Annotated in this window: 13 protein-coding genes; 6 read left to right on the top strand and 7 right to left on the bottom strand. The window is 73.1% G+C overall.

Annotated elements, in window-relative coordinates; all coding sequences use genetic code 11:
* Positions 1-185: 185 nt before the first annotated feature.
* From rho to hemH, 4 genes are all read right to left on the bottom strand, one after another.
* The gene (gene rho, locus AC1MIR_RS09695) at positions 186-1,460 is read right to left on the bottom strand and encodes a transcription termination factor Rho (protein ID WP_480027964.1); all 1,275 of its coding nucleotides are present in this window, start codon (positions 1,458-1,460) and stop codon (positions 186-188) included.
* A gap of 343 nt (positions 1,461-1,803) precedes the next feature.
* Positions 1,804-2,256, bottom strand: coding sequence for a protoporphyrinogen oxidase HemJ (gene hemJ / locus AC1MIR_RS09690; RefSeq protein WP_480027963.1), 453 nt, complete (start codon positions 2,254-2,256; stop codon positions 1,804-1,806).
* Positions 2,253-2,957 (bottom strand): HAD family hydrolase, encoded by a 705-nt coding sequence (locus AC1MIR_RS09685; protein ID WP_480027962.1) that lies wholly within the window; start codon positions 2,955-2,957, stop codon positions 2,253-2,255. Before AC1MIR_RS09685 ends, hemJ begins: the two co-directional genes overlap by 4 nt.
* Positions 2,954-4,027, bottom strand: a complete 1,074-nt coding sequence (hemH, locus tag AC1MIR_RS09680; protein WP_480027961.1) for a ferrochelatase — start codon at positions 4,025-4,027, stop codon at positions 2,954-2,956. Before hemH ends, AC1MIR_RS09685 begins: the two co-directional genes overlap by 4 nt.
* A 412-nt stretch (positions 4,028-4,439) precedes the next feature.
* Between hemH and AC1MIR_RS09675 the strand changes: the two genes are divergently transcribed.
* Positions 4,440-6,533 carry a calcium-binding protein gene (locus tag AC1MIR_RS09675; RefSeq protein ID WP_480027960.1) on the top strand — a complete coding sequence of 698 codons (2,094 nt, stop codon included), beginning with the start codon at positions 4,440-4,442 and terminating at the stop codon, positions 6,531-6,533.
* A gap of 27 nt (positions 6,534-6,560) precedes the next feature.
* Here the strand turns inward: AC1MIR_RS09675 and AC1MIR_RS09670 are convergent, their stop codons facing one another.
* The 3 genes from AC1MIR_RS09670 to AC1MIR_RS09660 form a co-directional block, all read right to left on the bottom strand.
* A complete protein-coding gene (locus tag AC1MIR_RS09670; protein ID WP_480027959.1) occupies positions 6,561-7,802 on the bottom strand; it encodes an MFS transporter in 1,242 nt (413 codons plus the stop codon).
* Between the two features lie 221 nt (positions 7,803-8,023).
* Positions 8,024-12,811: an NAD-glutamate dehydrogenase gene (locus AC1MIR_RS09665; RefSeq protein WP_480027958.1), complete on the bottom strand. Its 4,788-nt coding sequence runs from the start codon at positions 12,809-12,811 to the stop codon at positions 8,024-8,026.
* 81 nt (positions 12,812-12,892) lie between these two features.
* Complete coding sequence (locus tag AC1MIR_RS09660) at positions 12,893-13,633, bottom strand: THxN family PEP-CTERM protein (protein WP_480027957.1); 741 nt, start codon at positions 13,631-13,633, stop codon at positions 12,893-12,895.
* A 226-nt stretch (positions 13,634-13,859) separates the two neighbouring features.
* Here AC1MIR_RS09660 and AC1MIR_RS09655 point away from each other — a divergent pair, with 226 nt between their 5' ends.
* The 5 genes from AC1MIR_RS09655 to AC1MIR_RS09635 all read left to right on the top strand — a co-directional run bounded on the left by AC1MIR_RS09655 (position 13,860) and on the right by AC1MIR_RS09635 (position 17,914).
* Positions 13,860-15,092, top strand: a complete 1,233-nt coding sequence (locus tag AC1MIR_RS09655; RefSeq protein ID WP_480027956.1) for a cupin domain-containing protein — start codon at positions 13,860-13,862, stop codon at positions 15,090-15,092.
* Positions 15,089-15,508, top strand: coding sequence for an OmpA family protein (locus AC1MIR_RS09650; RefSeq protein ID WP_480027955.1), 420 nt, complete (start codon positions 15,089-15,091; stop codon positions 15,506-15,508). The genes AC1MIR_RS09655 and AC1MIR_RS09650 overlap by 4 nt, the downstream gene beginning before the upstream one ends.
* Positions 15,509-15,593: 85 nt before the next feature.
* A complete protein-coding gene (locus AC1MIR_RS09645) occupies positions 15,594-16,118 on the top strand; it encodes a hypothetical protein (protein ID WP_480027954.1) in 525 nt (174 codons plus the stop codon).
* Positions 16,119-16,148: 30 nt separating this feature from the next.
* Positions 16,149-17,327 (top strand): JmjC domain-containing protein, encoded by a 1,179-nt coding sequence (locus AC1MIR_RS09640; RefSeq protein WP_480027953.1) that lies wholly within the window; start codon positions 16,149-16,151, stop codon positions 17,325-17,327.
* Between the two features lie 2 nt (positions 17,328-17,329).
* Entirely contained in the window at positions 17,330-17,914 is a 585-nt protein-coding gene (locus AC1MIR_RS09635; protein ID WP_480027952.1) for an NADPH-dependent FMN reductase, read from the top strand.
* The last annotated feature ends 128 nt before the right edge of the window (positions 17,915-18,042 follow it).

The raw sequence follows: 18,042 nt of genomic DNA, 5'->3' as shown, positions 1-18,042 counted from the left end.
GGCCCCCCCCCCCCCCCCCCCCCCCCCCCCCCGGCCCCCCCCCCCCCCCCCCCCCCGCCGCGAATGCGGCCCGCACCCAGACCGACCGCTTGGCCGGGCGCCCCGGCGCGTGGCGCGCAAGCCAAGCGCGCGGAGCGCGCGCCCGGCGCTTGAGGGCAAAGAAATCTCGATGCCATGAACACCTTTCAGGTGTTCATGGCATCGAAGAAGTCCTGATTGGTCTTGGAATACTTGAGCTTGTCCAGCAGGAACTCCATCGCGTCCTGCGTGCCCATCGGGTTCAGGATGCGGCGCAGCACCCACATCTTGGACAGCGTCCCGCGATCCACCAGCAGCTCCTCCTTGCGGGTGCCGGACTTGGTGATGTCGATCGCGGGGAAGGTGCGCTTGTCCGACAGCTTGCGGTCGAGGACGAGCTCCGAATTGCCGGTGCCCTTGAACTCCTCGAATATCACCTCGTCCATGCGGCTGCCGGTGTCGATCAGCGCGGTGGCGATGATGGTGAGGCTGCCGCCTTCCTCGATGTTGCGCGCCGCGCCGAAGAAGCGCTTCGGGCGCTGCAGGGCGTTCGCGTCCACGCCGCCGGTCAGCACCTTGCCCGAGGACGGCACGACCGAGTTGTAGGCTCGCCCGAGCCGCGTGATCGAGTCGAGCAGAATAACCACGTCACGCTTGTGCTCGACCAGGCGCTTGGCCTTCTCGAGCACCATCTCCGTCACCTGCACGTGGCGCGTCGCCGGCTCGTCGAAGGTGGAGGCGACCACCTCGCCGCGCACGGTGCGCGCCATGTCGGTCACCTCCTCCGGCCGCTCGTCGATCAGCAGCACGATCAGGAAGACCTCGGGGTGGTTCGCGGTGATGGACTTTGCGATGTTCTGCAGCATCACCGTCTTGCCGGTGCGCGGCGGTGCCACGATCAGCGCGCGCTGGCCCATGCCGATCGGCGCGACCAGGTCGATGACGCGGTGGGTGTTGTCCTTGGTCGGGCCCTTCGCCACGGATTCGACCTCGGCATTCTCCATCTTGAGCCGCCGCGTCGGATAGAGCGCCGTCAGGTTGTCGAAGTTGATGCGGTGGCGGAGCGCTTCCGGCGGCTCGAAATTGACGTTGTCCACCTTGAGGAGCGCGAAGTAGCGCTCGCCGTCCTTCGGCGCCCGGATCTGGCCTTCCACCGTGTCGCCGGTGCGCAGGCCGAAGCGGCGCACCTGCGCGGGGGATACATAGATGTCGTCGGGGCCGGGCAGGTAGTTGGCCTGCGGGCTGCGCAGGAAGCCGAAGCCGTCGGAGAGGATCTCGAGCGTGCCGTCGCCGTAGATCGCCTGCTCGTTGTCCGCCAGCGTCTTGAGGATGGCGAACATCATGTCCTGCTTGCGCAGCGACGAGGCGTTCTCGACGCCGACTTCCTCGGCGAAGGCGAGCAGCTCGCTCGGTGATTTGGCCTTGAGTTCGGAAAGGTGCATGGGCCGTTTGCGTCCGTGCTGCGCGCCGTGGACCGCGCGCGAAGAGAGAGGCGAGGGGACCCCAGGGCGGCTGGGCCGGACGGGCCGCATGCGGCTGTTCGTCAGGTCCTTGCCGTGCCGCTCGCCCGGTTCTCGGGCTTCGATGGCGGCATCCGGGAGGTATTTGGGAGGGATCGGCTGCGCCAGGCCGGATCGGGGCGAACCCTGACCAAGGCGCCGAATCGCGGCCGAGTGCCATGAGGCAGCCGGACAGTAGTGATGGGCCCGGCCCGAGTCAACCCGGCCGGGCCATGCCCCGGCGACCCCGATCGGCGCCCGGCCCCGGCGTCGCGGCGCGCCGGCGTCAGAAGGGCCGGGCGATCACCATCAACACGATGACGATCAGCGCCAGGGTCGGCACCTCGTTCAGGATGCGCCAGCCGCGCTCGCTGCGCGGCCGCTCGTCCCGCGCGAAGCCTTTCAGCGCCTTGGCCAGGTCGTGATGGCACCAGGTCAACGCCGCGACGCCGGCCAGCTTCAGGTGCCACCAGCCAGCGGTCCAGTCGATCACGCCCGGCGTCAACACCACCAGGATCCCGAACAGGAAGGAGGCGATCATGGCGGGGTTCATGATCGCCTTCAGCAGCCGCCGCTCCATCACCTTGAAGGTCTCAGAGCGCGGATCCCCGGGCGGCACCTGCGAGTGGTAGACGTAAAGCCGCGGCAGGTAGAACAGTCCCGCCATCCAGGCGAAGACCGAGATCACGTGCAGCGACTTGGTCCAGGGATAGAGCGGCGCCAGGAAATCGAGCGTCACGGCATCCCCGCGGACAGCGCCGGCGCCCCCGCCAGCCCGAGCAGCCCCGGCAGCCTGGCCATCGCGGAGAAGGGCTCGGCGCCCACGGCGCGCAGCGCCTCCGCCGTGCCGTCATGGGCATAGCCGAGCACGCGGCAGCCCGCGGCGACCCCGGCGCGCGCGCCGGCGATGCTGTCCTCCACCACCACGCAGTCGCGGGGGTCGGCGCCGCCGGCGGCCGCGGCGGCGCGGTACATGTCCGGGGCCGGCTTCGGCTGCGCGACATCGTTCACGCTGAAGGTGCGGCCACGGAAGGTCTCGACCAGGCCGAGGCGACGCAGCTTGGTCGCCAGTTCCGGGCGGGACGAGTTGCTGGCGACCGCCACCGGGATCCCCGCGGCGGTGATGGCCTCGAGCGCGGCGAGCACGCCGGGCACCGGCTCCGCCTCTTCCTCCAGCGCGCGCACGACGCGGGCGATCAGCTGCGGCAGGAAGTCCGCGGGCACCGCGCCGGGGCCCAGCCGCTGCTCGACCACCGGCCCGATCGCCTCCCAGGCGAGGCCGCGGAACCGGCGCGCGCCTTCCTCGGGCGAGATCTCCCAGCCGAGCCGGCTGATCTCCTCCGCCATGATGCGGTCGTGCAGCGCCTCGGTGTCGGCCAGCACGCCGTCGCAGTCGAACAGGACGGCAGCGGGCCGGCGCGGCGCGGCGCCGCCGCTCACGCCATCACCTTGGCGCGCCGCGCGGCCGCGGCCTTCTCGTGCGGGCAGTCGCGGTGCTGCTTCGGGCATTGCCGCGCGCCGGCGAAGGAGCAGAGGCTGCGGCCCGACCCCCGGGCCTGCCGCACCAGCGCCGCCAGCGCCGCCACGAAGCCGGGATCGGCGTTCTGCGCCGGGGAGCGGAAATAGCCGGGCACGCCGAAGCGCTCGGCCTCCTCGCGGTACTCGACGTCGAGCTCCACCAGTGTCTCGGAATGCTCCGAGGTGAAGGCGATCGGCACCACCAGCACCGCCACCTTGTCGTGCCCGGCGCGCTCCAGCTCGTCCTCGGTCGAGGGGCCGATCCATTTCTGCGGCGTCACCCGGGACTGGTAGCAGACCACGTGGTCCAGCTCCGCGATCCCCAGCCGCTCGACCACCTGCGCGACCGACTGCTCCACCTGCCACTGATAGGGGTCGCCGGCGGTGACGATGCTTTCCGGCAGGCCATGGGCGCTGAACAGGATGCGCAGCCGCACCGCCGGGTCGAGCTGGCCGCGCGCCTTGTCCCACGCCTCGCGCACCATCCGCGCCGTCGCCTCGGCGAAGCCCGGATCGGAGTGGAAGCAGCAGAGCGTGGTGGTGGGCGCGACGAGCCCGGCCCGCGCCGCGGCCTTTTCCCAGGCAAGCATCGAGCTGCCGGTCGTGGTGGTGGAGAACTGCGGATAGAGCGGCAGCAGCAGCACCTCATCCGGCCCCCAGGCCTTCACCGCGGCGGCGCAGGCATCGCTCATCGGGTGCCAGTAGCGCATGGCGATGAAGGCCTTGGCCTCCACCTCGCCCTCGGCGTTCAGCACGGCTTCGAGCGCGTCCGCCTGTTCCTGCGTCAGCTCCAGCAGGGGCGAGCGGCCGCCGAGGATCGCGTAGTTCTCGCTCGCCGGTTTGGTGCGGCGCCAGGCGATGATCCGCCCGAGCCAGGGACGCACCCAGCCCGGCACCCGCAGGATGGCGGGATCGGTGAACAGGTTGACGAGGAAGGGCCGGACGCTCTCGGGAGCATCCGGTCCACCCAGGTTGAACAGCACGACCGCCACGCGCGGCCGCCTGGGGGACGTGGCCACGGGGGGCGACGGCTCGGCGGGGAGGTCCATGACGGGGCGGGACATGACATGCCCGCCGCCAGGGTCAAGGGCCGTGTGCGCCGTCCGGCACGATTCCAAGGCGGACACCCTCCGATCGCGCCGCCGCAGAGGCCAGCCGGGGGCGGGGCGCCCTGGCGGTTCCAGAGGCCGGGCGGATGCGCCCAGGGGCCGCCCTTGGCCGCGCGCGGGGCTTGCGGCATCTCGCGGCTGACCGATGCGCGGTGGACAGAACGCGACCCTGTCGGACCCTCGACACCCCGGTCCTTCGACAATTCCTGACCCATCCGCAACTTACGGTTGCTTGCGAGGCAGTCGCGCATCTGAAAAAGAGGTCACGCCATCACGTATTCGTCAGGACTCCGGCATGACCTCGACCACCGCGATCCCTGCCCAGGCCAACCTTCTGCTGTCTCCGGAGGACGGCACCTCCCGCTTCGGCGCCGAATACGCCCCGCGCATCACCGGTACTTCCGGCGGCGGCTTCGTCGCGATGTGGCACGATTTCCTGCCACAGACCGCCGCCGCCGCCCCGTCCGGCTACCCCTATGCGGTGGATGCCGATGGCGGCGTGACGATGATGATCCGCCGCTTCGGGGCGGATGGCGCGGCGCTCGGCCCCGCGGCGCCGGTCAGCGCCGACCTCGCCGGGAATTTCGATGGCCACGGTCTCGTCACCCTCTCCAGCGGTCTCGTCGCCGCCGGCTTCGGCGTTGCGGACGTGCCCGCCGGCACCAGCCGCATCGGCGCCTTCCTGATGGACCCCGCGACCGGCAGCCTGGTGGGCGGCGAGATCGCGGTCGCCACCGGTGGTGCCTTCTCGGAGGGCGTGAACTTCAACCAGATCGTCGCGCTCAGCGGCGGGCGCGCCGGCCTGCTCTACACCGACGGCGCCGGCAGCCCCGACCGGCTGGTGCTGCAGGTGATCGAGGCCGACGGCACGCTCGGCGACAGCAGCACCATCCTCGACTCCAACGGCGCCTTCGTCGGCATCGGCGTGCATGACGGCACGGCGGCGCTGCAGGGCCCGAATGCCGATGTGCTGGCGATCGCCGCGCAGCGCTTCACCGGTGTCACCACCGTCTCGGAGATCGTGTTCCGCAACCTCGACGGATCGGTCGCCGCGCTGCCGACCTTCACGCCGGTGAACCCGGACCGCTACCTCCCGGTGCTCGCCGCGCGCCCGGATGGCGGGCTCGTCGTCGCGCACACCCTGTCGATCAACCCCGGCGCCTCCGTCGTGCGGGTCTATTTCCTCGACGCGACCGGAGCGCAGCAGGGCGCCGCACGCGACATCGCCTTCGCCGCCAACAGCTTCGGCACGACGGAGCTTGCCGTGCTGCCGGATGGCGACGTGCTGGTCGCGATCTCCGGCTTCGCGACGGGCGGCTTCGACCCGAACATCCTCGCCCAGCGCCTGAACGCGGACGGCTCGCTCGATGGCGGCGTGATCCGCCTCGACGCCACGGCGCAGGGCCAGCAGACGCGGCCCGAGATGGCGGTCACCGGCGACGGCACGCTGGTCGTCGCCTTCGAGGACACCTTCAACGGCTTCGACTACCGCATCCTCGCCGCGCGCTTCGAGGTGGTGGAGCCGCCGGCGCAGCAGCTCTTCGGCACGGCGCGCGACAACACGCTGGAAGGCGGGGCGGGCGACGACACCATGCTCGGCCGCGGCGGCGACGACGTGCTGGAAGGCGGCGCCGGCGACGACGTGCTCAAGGGCCAGGCCGGCAACGATCGCCTGCTGGGCGAGGCCGGCGACGACCGGCTGATCGAGGAGGACGGCGCCGACACGCTCGACGGCGGCGATGGCAGCGACCTGCTCTTCGCCGGCGGCGGCGACGACCTGCTGCTGGGCGGCGCCGGCTTCGACACGCTGCTCGGCGGCGCGGGCGCGGACAGCCTGCAGGGCGGCGCCGATGCCGACCTGCTGCGCGGCGGCGAGGATGGCGACCTGCTGCAGGGCCAGGAGGGGATCGACATCCTGCTGGGCGAGGCCGGTGCGGACACGCTCGAGGGTGGCGACGGCGCCGACCTGCTCCGCGGCGGCACCGAGGGCGACCTGCTGCTGGGCGGCGCCGGCATCGACCTGCTGCTCGGCGACGAGGGCGACGACACGCTGGTCGGCGGCACGGGCGTGGACGTGATGCGCGGCGGCGCCGGCAACGACGTCTTTGTCTTCGCCCCCGGCGACAGCGCGCGCCTGACGCCCGACACGATCCTGGGCTTCGTGCGCGGCGAGGACCGCATCGACCTGACGGCCTTCGGCGGGCTCGATTTCATCGGCACCGCCGCCTTCACCGGCGGCGAGGGCATCGCCGAGCTGCGGCTGGAGCGCGACCTGGCGCTGCGCATGCTGCGCATCGAGGTGGACGGTGCCGACGCCGATGCGGAGGCCGACCTGGTGGTGCTGATCAGCGGCCTGAGCCTGCCGGCGGAATCGACCTTCATCCTCTGATTCGCGCGCGCGGGGGCCGCGGCGCGGCTACCGCGCCTCGTCGCGCACCGTCGCCAGGATCAGCGCGCCGAGCGCGAGGAACACGATCACCGTCGCCATGCCGAGGCGCTGGCTGTCGCTGATCGCGGTCACGGCCGCCAGCGCCGCCGGCCCGAGGAAGCCGGTGACGCGGCCCGAGAGCGCGAACAGGCCGAACCAGGCCGATGTCTCGCCCTCCGGCGCGATGCGGGCCATGAAGGCGCGGCTGGCCGCCTGGGAGGGGCCGAAGAACAGCCCGACCGTCAGCGCCAGCGTCCAGAACATCGTCGTGCTCGTCGCCAGCAGCAGCCCGCCGCCAAGCAGGATGATGGCCGAGAGGGACAGCAGCACCATCCGGCGCGATCCCAAGCGGTCCTCGACCAGCGCGAAGCCGGCGGCGCCGGCGCCGGCCGCGACGTTCATCGCGATGCCGAAGAGCAGGATCTCCTCGAAGCCCATGCCGAAGACGCCCGCGGCGTAGATCGCGCCGAAGGCGAAGAGCGTGTTGAGGCCGTCCGTGTAGAACAGCCGCGCCACCAGGAAGCGCAGCAGGTCGCGCTGCTGCGGCAGGCTGCGCAGCACGGCGCAGATCTCGGCCAGGCCCTGCGCCGCCGCCGCATGCCAGCTTGGCTTGCGACCCGGCGGATCGGCCAGCGCGACCAGCGCCGGCCAGGAGAACAGCATCAGCCAGACCGCCACCAGCAGCGCCGTCGCCCGCACATGCTCCGCCTGCCCGCGATCCAGCCCGAACAGCGCAGGGTCCGGCCGCACCAGCAGCACGAGGCACAGGCCGAGGCACACCAGCCCGCCCGCATAGCCGAGCCCCCAGGCGAGGCCGGAGACGCGCCCGATCCGATCGCGCGGCGCGACCTGCGGCAGCATCGAGTTGTAGAAGACGGTGCCGACCTCGAAGCCGATCGTCGCGATGCCGACGCAGAGCAGCGCGTAGAGCGCATAGGACGGGTCGGGCTTCGCGAACCAGATCGCGGCCGTCGCGACCGCGGTGATCACGGTGAAGGCCGCCAGCATGCTGCGCCGCCGCCCGCCCGCATCCGCGATGGCGCCGAGCACCGGCGAGAGCAGCGCGATGCAGAGCCCCGACGCCGCCTGCATCCAGCCCCATTGCGCCTGCCCCGTCGCCGGATCGGCGGCGATGCCCTGCGCGAAATAGGCCGCGATGACGAAGGTGGAGACCACCGTCGGGAAGGCGCTGTTGGCCCAGTCGTAGAAGGCCCAGGCAAGGATCTTCATGCGACCTCAATCGCGTCGTGCCGGAGGCACGCCTTCGGCGTGATGCGGCCGCATCCGCGGCCTTGGCTGCGCGCCTCAGACATGTCCCGCCCGATCCTCTGTTGCCCTGCGCGCGGGTGGCCTGCCGGCCGCCGGGAACAGCTCTGTCCCGCTTACCCTAGAGCACGTTCCGATCGACTGGAATCAGTCGATCGGAAGGTCGTGCTCCAGAAATTATGACTCTAGAGCAGCTTATGCCCGTTCGGCGGAACTGCGGAGCGGTTCCACTCGAACGGGCGCTGCTCTAGCGCGCCCAGCGCCCGCGCCGCGACACCGATGGCGACGAGGTCGCCGGCCGCCGCCGCTTCCCGCGCCAGCCGCGCGGCTGCCAGCGCCGCCGGCCCGTCCGGCGCCATGCCGGAAAGGCTGGCGCGCGCGAGCCTGGCCTGCAGACCGCCGAGGTCGTCCAGCGCCTCTTCCTTGGCGCGCGCGGCGAAGGGGCCGCTGGCGCGCGCACCCTCCGTCGCCGCGCGCAGCGCATCGAGCGCGAAGGCCTCGCCCACCGTGGCCCAGGCGGCACCGGCCGCATCCGGCGCCACGCCCGCCTGCTGCGCCAGACGCACGATGGCCGGCGCCGCGGCGAGGCCCGGCGTGGCGGCGAGCGTGGCGACGCCCGCCGGGATGCCCGCCTCGGCCAGCACGCCGGCCTCCGGGCCCGGCGCGACGTCGGCCGCCGCGGCCAGCGCGGCCACGCCCGGCGCCAGCGCCGCCAGCGTCTCGCCGAGCGGGCCCTCCCCGCCCAGCAACTCGCGCGCGGCGCCTTCCTGCAGGCGGCGCAGGCCGAGCAGCGCGGCGAGCCGGGTGGCCGCGGGCGCGGCTGCGGCGTCGGCTGCCGCCGCAGCCCGTTCCAGCCCGAACAGCGAATCGGCCAGCCAGGCGGCACGCGCCACCGCGGCGGCTTCGCCCGCGGCGCCCGCCAGGCGCGCGACGCCGGCCACGCCGAGCCGGTTCGCGACCATGTTCGCCAGCATCATCGCCACCAGCTCCCGCCGCAGCCGATGGCGCGGGATCAGCGCGCCGAAGCGCTCGCGCAGCGGCGTCGGGAAATATGCGACGAGCAGCGGCGCCAGCGCGGGATCGTCGGGCAGGCCGCTGTCCCCGATCGCCTCGGTGAGCCAGAGCTTCGCGAAGGGCAGCAGGGCTGCGATCTCGGGCCGCGTGAGGCCTTCATTCGCCGCGCCGCGCTGGCGCCGCGCGGCGGCGTCGGGCAGGCCGGCCACGGCGCGGTCCAGCCCCCCTTCCGCCTCCAGCCGCTGCATCAGCGCGCCATGCGCGGCGAGATCCTCGGTCGCGCGCAGCGCCTCCAGGCTGACGGCCAGCGACTGCGCCTCGTTGTCCGCCAGGACGAGGGCCGCGACCTCCTCCGTCATCTCGGACAGCAGCTCGTCGCGCTGGCGCCGCGTCAGCGTGCCGTCGCGCTCCGCCTCCGCCAGCAGGATCTTGATGTTGACCTCGTGGTCGGAGGTGGAGACGCCGGCGGAGTTGTCGAGCGCATCGGTGTTGAGCCGCACGCCGCGACCTTCGTTGCCCTTCTGCGCCGCCTCGATCCGCCCGGCCTGGGTCACGGCGAGATTGGCGCCTTCGCCCACCACCCGCGCGCGCAGCGCCGCGCCGTCCACGCGGATCGCGTCATTGGCCCGGTCGCCGGCTTCCGCCTGCGTCTCGGTGCTCGCCTTCACATAGGTGCCGATGCCGCCGAAATAGAGCAGGTCCACCGGCAGCTTCAGGATCGCCTGCATGATCTCCGCCGGCTCGGCGCGCGGCTGCGCGATGCCGAGCATCGCCTGCGCCTGCTCGCTCAGCGGCAGGGTCTTGGCATTGCGCGGCAGCACCGCGCCGCCGGGCGAGAGCAGCCGCGTCTCGTAGTCCGCCCAGGAGGAACGCGGCAGGCGGAACAGCCGCTCGCGCTCCGCGTACGAGACCTCCGGATCGGGATCGGGGTCGAGGAAGATGTGGCGGTGGTCGAAGGCGGCGAGCAGCCGCGTCTGCCGCGAGACCAGCAGCCCGTTGCCGAAGACGTCGCCCGACATGTCGCCGACGCCGGCGCAGCTGAAGGGCGCATCCTGCACCGAGCGCCCCAGCGTTTCGCGGAAGTGGCGGTCCACCATCACCCAGGCGCCGCGCGCCGTGATGCCCATGCCCTTGTGGTCGTAGCCGGCCGACCCGCCCGAGGCGAAGGCGTCGCCGAGCCAGAAATCGTATTCCGCGGACAGCGCATTCGCGATGTCGCTGAAGGTCGCCGTGCCCTTGTCGGCGGCGGCGACGATGTAGGGATCGTCGGCGTCGCGGCGCACGATGCTCTCGCGCGTGACGATGCCCTCGGCCGTGATGTTGTCGGTCAGGTCGAGCATGCCGCGCACCAGCGTGCGATAGGCCGCGACGCCTTCGGCCATGAAGGCCTCGCGATCCGACGCGGGCGGCGGGTGCTTGAGGATGAAGCCGCCCTTCGCGCCCGTCGGCACGATCACCACGTTCTTCAGCCGCTGCGCCTTCATCAGCCCGAGGATCTCGGTGCGGAAATCCTCGCGCCGGTCCGACCAGCGGATGCCGCCGCGCGCGACGGCGCCGGCGCGCAGATGCACGCCTTCCATGCGCGGCGCGTGGACGAAGATCTCGCGCCAGGGCCGCGGGCTCGGCATGTCGCCGGCCACGCCGCTGTCCAGCTTGAAGGCGAGGTAGGGCTTGCGCTGGAAGAAGTTGGTGCGGAGCATCGCGTCCAGCAGCGTGCGCAGCCGCGTCAGGATGCGGTCCTCGTCCGGGTTGGCCACGCCGTCCAGCAGCGTGCGCCAGGCCTCGTCGAGCTTCTGCTCCATGGCCGGGGCGCGCGGCAGCGCTGGATCGAAGCGGTGCAGGAACAGGTCCACCAGGATGCGCGCGGCATCGGGCTGCGCCGCCAGCGCCGCCTCCACGCTTTCCTGGGAGAAGCCGAAGCCGACCTGCTTGAGCCAGCGGAACATCGCGCGCAGCAGCCAGCATTCGCGCCAGTCGAGGCCGGCGCGCAGCACCAGGCGGTTGAAGCCGTCCGCCTCTGCCCTTCCGTCCAGCAGCGCGCCGAGCGCCTCCAGCAGCGGCTCGAAGCGCGTGGCGTCGCAGGGCACGGCGGCGTGCAGCGTGAAGACGTGCAGCACCACCGGCGGCAGGCCGGCCGGCGTCAGGCGATGCGGCACTTCCTCCGTGGCGCGCAGGTCCAGGCTGCCGAACAGCGGCAGCGCATCGGACAGCGGCAGCGAGCCGCCGGGATTGGCCAGCCGCAGCACCAGCGTGCGCGCATCCGCCCCGGCCGGACGCGACAGCGCGGTGGCCGGCTGCCCGGCATCGGCCGCGCGCCGGGCCAGCAGCAGGTCCGCGACGCCCTGCGCCGTCGTCTCGGTCTCGCGATAGGCGGGGGGGAAGGCGTCGCGCCAGGTGGCGAGCAGCGGCGCGGCCGCGGCCTCGCCGACCTCGTTCGCCAGCGCCTCGTCCAGGCGGTCCTGGAAGCCGCGCGCCGCCTGGGCGAGCGCCGCTTCCAGCGCGGCGTCGTCCACCGCCGGCAGCGCGCCGGGCGTGGTACCGATCACGTAGTGCACGCGCGCCAGCGGCGCATCGCCGAGCAGCGTGTAGAAGGCCGAGAGGCGCCCGCGGAAGGCGCCCGCGATCAGCCCGCCGATGCGCTCGCGCATCGTGGTGTCGAAGGTGTCGCGGGGCAGCCAGGCGATGGCGGAGACGAAGCGCTCGAAGGGGTCGCGGCGCAGCACAAGCGCGGCGCGCGGGCGGATCGAGAGATCCAGCGCGCGCAGGCAGCCCTGCAGGATCGCCTCCTCCGGCGCCTGGAACAGCTCGTCGCGCGGCCAGGTGTCGAGGATGTTGCGCAGCGCCCGGCCGTCATGCGTCTCCGGGTCCACGCCGGCGCGGGCCAGGATGCGCAGCACCTTCTCCCGCAGCAGCGGGATCGAGCGCGGGTTGCGGTTGTAGGCGGCGGCGGCGAAGAGGCCGAGGAACAGCCTGCCGCCGGTGATGCGCCCCTCCCCGTCGCGGATGCGGGTGATCACCACATCGGCATGCTGGGGCCGGTGGACGGTTGCGCGCATGTTCGCCTTGGCGACCGTCACCGCGCCCATGCGGAGCAGGTTCTCCCGCACCGCGGGCGGCAGCGCGGGCAGGCCCCGCAGCGCGTCGAAGACCGGCAGGCGCGCATCGCGCAGCAGGCCGAGATTCTCCTCCTCCAACGCCGTGGCCGTGCCGTCGGGATGGAGGGCGAGGCGGCGATGGCCGAGCAGGACGAAGTTCTCCTCCGCCAGCCAGCGCAGGAACTCGGCGTTCTCGCCGCCCCCGACCTCGGCCTCGGCGGCCTGCAGGCGGGCGCGCATGGCGCCGAAATCCGTCACCGCGATGCGCACATCGGCCATCGCGCGGGCCAGCGCGTCCTGCAGCGCGGCCAGGTCGTCGGCGGCCGGGACGGGCGCGCCGGCGCCGAGCGTCACCGCCGCGCCGGGGGCGAGCGCGATGCGCATCATGCTCTCGCGCGTCACGCCGGCGGCGGGGCGGGCCTCCGGGGCGGCGGCGCCGGCGATCTCCAGCAGGCGGCCCTCGGCGTCGCGGCGCACCGGCACGATCGGGTGCAGCAGCTGGCGGACCGTGCGGCCGCGGAGGGCGAGCGCGGCGAGCGCGCTGTCCACCAGGAAGGGCATGTCCTCCACGACGATCTCGACCACCGGCAGCGCGCCGCGGCCCGGGCCGGGCGGCAGGACGCGCAGCTTCGCCTCCCGCGGGCGGCGTGTCTCGGCGAAGGCATGGAGGCTGGCCGCGGCTTCCGCCAGCGCCTCGGGCGGCGCGGCAGCGAGTTCGGCGGTCGGGACGGCGGCGAAGAGGCGGCGCAGCAATTCGGCCGCACTGGGCGGCAGCGACGGCGCGACATGTTGGAGTGCCGCTTCGGCGGCGGCCAGGACAATCGGGCGGAGCCCGTCAGTGTCGGCTTGCAGCGCTTCGGGCATTTGCCTCCCTCCGCGCCGACACACTGCGCCGCCCGGCGGGCGGCGGCAAGGGCGGCGCCGAGGCGCCGCCCCCTTTCCCGCTCAGGCGGCGCGGCGGCGGCGCGCGGCGATGCCGAGACCGGCCAGGCCCACGCCGAACAGCGCGAGCGACGCCGGCGCCGGCACCGGGATGTCGGCCACCGTGACCCGCGCGAACAGCGTCGCGGTGTTCACCGCCTGCTCGAGGGTCAGGAACTGGTTCACGACGCTGCCGCCCACCTCGAAGCCGATGATCGTGACGGTATACTTCTGGTCGCCGACGACGATCACCTCGGTGTTGCCGGCGTTCGTCACGGTCACGCGGTCGGCGCAGCCGTTGATGTTCACGCCCTGGCCGTTGTCGCCGCCGTAGGCGCAGGGATCGGCCGAGTTCGGCGTCTCGACATGCGTGAAGTTGAACACGAAGTTACGCGTGCCCTCGTCGCTGCCGTCGATCTTGATGTCGGCCGTCACCGTCAGGCGGATCGAGGTGATCGAGGTGGTGGGATCGATCACGAAGTTCTCGTGCTCGAAGGTGCCGAGGGCGAACGGATCCGACGGCAGCGTGTCGATGCCGATCACGCCGCCCACCGGCGTGAAGTTGTAGCCGCTCTGCGGGGTGCGATCGCCCCAGCGCGCCTGGGCGGTGGACCCGCTGGTGCTGTAGGTCACGTTGGCCGCGGGAACACCGTTCGACCACGCGCCGGTGATGTTGCTGAACTCGACCAGTGCGGCCGACGCCATCGTCGGCATGGCAATGGCGAGCGAAGCCGCCGTCGCCAGGAGAGCGTTACGCAACCTCATGTCTGTCGTCCTCTTCGCGGGGCTGACGCCGCCAGCCGGACGCGCCCTCCGCATCCCATTAGCAAGATGCGGGCCAGGAACTTGTGCTTCGGGATTTCAATGAGATAGACCGGTATCGGCAGGCGCCGCGGTCACACTCGTAAAGATTTCCGACGCGCCGGCCGCCACCCGTTTCGCCGCGTCGCGCGCCTCCCGCTGGCCGCGGCCGGCTGCTATTTTGCCGCCCATGACGTCCGAAATCGCCGACCTCGCCGCCCTGCTCGCGCCGGTCACCCCGGAGCGCTTCTTCGCCGAGCATCACGACAAGGCGCCGCTGCATGTGCGCGGCACGCCCGGCAAGTTCGCGCAGGTCCTGTCCTGGCGGCAGATCAACCGGCTGCTGGACATGACCCATATCTGGACCGGCACATCCCTCAAGCTGGTACTGGACAGCCAGGCCATCCCGCCCGAGCAGTTCTGCACGCGCACCCTCGGCCGCGACGGGGTGCAGGTGCTGCAGCCGGATGCCCGCCTGGTGCAGGGCTGGATCGCCAAGGGTGCGAGCGTGGTGATGAACGACGTGGACAGCCTGACGCCCGGGCTCGCCTCCGTCTCCAACGCGCTGGAGGCGGCGGGGCTCGGGAAGGCGCAGGCCAACGTCTACATCTCCTGGCAGAGCCACAAGGCGTTCAAGACCCACTACGACACCCATGACGTCTGGGCCGTGCAGGTGGAGGGCGAGAAGGACTGGAACATCTGGGAGGGCCGCGCCGAGTGGCCGATCCCGCATCCGGTCTTCAAGGGCCAGCCCCAGGCGCATCACGACCAGGCCCGCGGCAAGCTGCGCGGCGTGGTGAAGATGAAGCCGGGCGACCTGCTGTATCTCCCGCGCGGCTGGTACCACGACGCGCTGGCCGAGGCGCCGGCCAGCGTCCACATCGCCTATGGCGTGCATGCGCCGCTGGGGATGGACCTTCTGAACATCCTGATGGAGCGCGCCCTGCACGACGCCGAGTTCCGCAAGCCGCTGCCGCGCCAGGATGGAACGGCACCGGCGAAATTCGCGCTGACGCAGCGCGCCGGCCTGCTCGGCCAGCGGATCGCGGAGTTCGCCAAGGAGCCGAAGGTGATGGAGGCGCTGGCCCAGTTCGTCGCGGGCTACCGCTACAGCCGCGGCGGCTACGATATCCTGGCCAGCCGCGGCATCGGCGGCGGCGCGGCGGAGGAGGCGGGCGAGGGTGCGGCGGCCTTCCGCGTGGTGGCGAACGGCGCCAGGCCGGTGCGGCGCGGCGCGGACTGGGTGGTGAAGACCGCGAGCGGCACCCTGCCGCTGAGCGCGCCGGAAGCCGAGGCCGCCGGCTGGCTGCTGGCCCGCAACGATGTCACGGCGCCGGAACTCGCCCGCGCCCATCCGGCCGTGGAGGCCGAGGCGCTGCTGGGCAAGCTGGCCGGCGCCGGGCTGCTGGTGCCGGCGGCTTGAGGCGGCTTCTGGCGCTGGCGCTGCTCTGGCCGGGCCTCGCGCTCGGACAGCCGCGCGACTTCTCCTGCGTCGGGGCGGAGGCGCTGGAGGACGACGTCTTCGCCGTGCCCTTCGAGCGCGGCTCCGACCGGCTGCGGGAGGTCGCGCGCACCGGGATCGACACCGCCGCCGCGCTGGCGAAGGCGGAGCCGGAGCGGAACATCTGCGTCCTCGGCCATGCCGACCGGAGCCTCGGCGCCGAAAGCTCCACGCAGCTCGCCGCGCGGCGCGCGCGGGCGGTGGCGCAGGCGCTGGCGCAGCGCGGGGTGGAGCGCGACCGCGTGCGCGCGGAGGCGCGCGTGACGGCCTATAGCGGCCGCCTGCAGGAGCCGGGCGCGCGCGCCGTGACGATCGTGGTGATGCCCGGCCCGCGCTGAGTCCGGCGCGGTTCCTCCACGGCATCGCCATGATTTCCGCGCAGCCTGCGCGTCGCGGGCCGCTCCGGCCCGGGAGGATTGCGCCATGGCCGATGGTGGCGAGGACCCCGCAAGGCCGCTGCGACGGCGGTTGTTCGTGCTGCGGCTGCTGGCGGTGGGCGGCGCGGGCGGCGCCACTTCGGCCTGCGTGGCGCCGCTGCCGCCGACCGCGCATGTGCCTGCCTATCCGCCGGCCGGCCCTGCGGTTGGCGCCACCTATTCCGGCGCCAGCGACAACGACCCGTCCGACCCGCCGGGCGGCGGGCGCAGCGGCTATCGCGCGCCCCATCGCACCGGGCTCAGCGACAACGACCCGTCGGACCCGCCGGGCGGCGGGCGTGGCGGCTACCGCGCGCCCTACCGCACCGGCGCCAATGACAGCGACCCGTCCGACCCGCCCGGCGGCGGGCGTGGCGGCTACCGCGCGCCCTACCGCACCGGCGCCAATGACAGCGACCCGTCCGATCCGCCCGGCGGCGGGCGGGGCTATGCACGCGTGCCGCGCCATCTCGCCGGGGCGAGCGACAGCGATCCCGCGGACCCGCCCGGCCGCGGGCGGCGCGGCTGGTGACCGCCCGGCCGGGCCGATAGGCTGGCGCCGATGACGAGCGACGCGACATTGGCGGAAACGGCCTGGCGCCAGGCCTTCGGCGACCTGCCGGTCGAGGACGGGCTGGCGCTGCGCGAGGGCACGGCCTGGCGCCATGTGCCCGGCCCCGGCCCCGAGCACCATGCGGGGCTGTTCTCGGTCGCCGATCTCGATGCCTTCCTGGCCACCGATGCGGCGCGCGCGCCGCGCGTCTCCATGGCCGACAGCCGGCGGGAGGGGAGCGCCGCGGTGCCGCGGCACGAATACCTGCGCGACGACGACCGCGTGGACCTGCCCGGCCTGTTCGGCGCCTTCGACGCCGGCGCCACGCTGGTGGTCTCGCAGTTCCACGAGATGCACCCGCCGCTGATGCGCTTCTGCCGCGGCCTGGAGCAGGTCTTTCTCCATGCCGTGCAGGCCAACATCTACCTGACGCCGCCCGGCGCGCAGGGGTTTCGCGTGCATTACGACACGCACGATGTCCTGGTGCTGCAGGTGACCGGCGAGAAGCGCTGGCGGCTGTTCCCCGACCAGCCGGTGCCGCGCCCGACGCGCCGCACCCCCTGGCCCGGCAACCTTTCCGCGAGTGGCGAACCGGCGGCGCTGACGCTGCGCGCGGGCGACACGCTCTACGTTCCCCGCGGCGTGATGCATGATGCCGCGGCGCAGGCGGGCGATGCGCCATCGCTGCACATCACCATCGGGCTGATGGATCCCTCCTTCGCCGCCGTGCTGCGCCTGGCGGTGGACCTTCTGGAGGAGACCGAGCCCGCGTTGCGCGAGACCTTTCCGACATGGCGCCTGGCGGAGGGCCCGGGGCGGCTGGCGGAGATGGCGCGGCCGCTCGCCGCGCGCCTGGCCGAGCCGGCGGCGCTGGAACGCACGGCGCTGGAGCTTCTGGACCGGCTGGCGGCGGATCGTCCCGCGCTGCTCGGGCGCGGGTTGTTCGTGCCGATGCCGGAGGAAGGCACGCGGCTGCGCCTGGCGCCCGGCGTGCTGCATGTGCTGGTGCCGGAGGCCGATGGCGGCGCCTCCCTGCGCTGGGTGGGCGCGCCGCTCCGGCTGGATGCGCGGCAGGCGGCGTGGATGGAGCGGCTGGCCGAAGGCGCGACGCCCGCGGAACTCGGGGAGGGCGCGGTGGATTTCTGCCGGCGACTCATGCGACGAGGCATGATCGTCCGGGAGAGCTGAGCATGGTGAAGATCGTCGGGATCTGCGGCAGCCTGCGCGCCGCCTCCTTCAACCGCGCCCTGCTGCGCGCCGCGGCGGCGCATCTGCCGGCCGGCGCGACGCTCGAGCTGGTGGAGATCGGCGCGCTGCCGCTGATCAACGAGGACCTCGAGAAGCCGGCATGGCCCGCCGCCGTGCAGGAGTTCCGGCGCGCGCTGTGGTCGGCCGAGGCGATGCTGGTCGCCACCCCCGAATACAATGCCGGCATGCCCGCGCCGCTGAAGAACGCGATCGACTGGGCATCGCGCGCGGAGGGCATCGGCGGGCGCACCGCGCCGGAGGGCGAGACGCGCAAAACGCCGCTGCAGGACCTGCCTGTGGCGATCATGGGCGCGACGCCGGGCTCGCTCGGCACCGCGCGGTCGCAGCAGCAGTTGCGCACCGTGCTGCTCAACACGGGCATGCGCGTGATGCCCGGCCCGGAAGTCTATGTCGGCAGCGCCGGCACCCGCTTCACCGAAGGCGAACTGACCGACGAGCGCAGCCTCGCCGCCGTGGCGAAATGCGTGGCCGCGCTGGCGGAGTGGGCGCGGCTGCTGCGGGGCTGAGCGTCAGTAGCGGTCGCGGGGGGGGGGGGGGGGGGGGGGGGCGCGCCGGGGGCGCGGGCGCGGGGCCTGCGCGGCCGCAGCCTGGGCTTCGCCGATGGCGTGCTGACGGTGGCGACGCGCGACGGTGG

The organism is Falsiroseomonas sp. RANM36 (assembly GCF_056682175.1).
This window is presented reverse-complemented; position numbering and strand designations above follow the sequence as displayed.

Coding starts and splice junctions, on each gene's coding strand:
- rho (WP_480027964.1), bottom strand. CDS start 1,460: ATGCACCTTTCCGAACTCAAGGCCAAATCACCGAGCGAGCTGCTCGCC.
- AC1MIR_RS09675 (WP_480027960.1), top strand. CDS start 4,440: ATGACCTCGACCACCGCGATCCCTGCCCAGGCCAACCTTCTGCTGTCT.
- AC1MIR_RS09670 (WP_480027959.1), bottom strand. CDS start 7,802: ATGAAGATCCTTGCCTGGGCCTTCTACGACTGGGCCAACAGCGCCTTC.
- AC1MIR_RS09665 (WP_480027958.1), bottom strand. CDS start 12,811: ATGCCCGAAGCGCTGCAAGCCGACACTGACGGGCTCCGCCCGATTGTC.
- AC1MIR_RS09660 (WP_480027957.1), bottom strand. CDS start 13,633: ATGAGGTTGCGTAACGCTCTCCTGGCGACGGCGGCTTCGCTCGCCATT.
- AC1MIR_RS09655 (WP_480027956.1), top strand. CDS start 13,860: ATGACGTCCGAAATCGCCGACCTCGCCGCCCTGCTCGCGCCGGTCACC.
- AC1MIR_RS09645 (WP_480027954.1), top strand. CDS start 15,594: ATGGCCGATGGTGGCGAGGACCCCGCAAGGCCGCTGCGACGGCGGTTG.
- AC1MIR_RS09640 (WP_480027953.1), top strand. CDS start 16,149: ATGACGAGCGACGCGACATTGGCGGAAACGGCCTGGCGCCAGGCCTTC.
- AC1MIR_RS09635 (WP_480027952.1), top strand. CDS start 17,330: ATGGTGAAGATCGTCGGGATCTGCGGCAGCCTGCGCGCCGCCTCCTTC.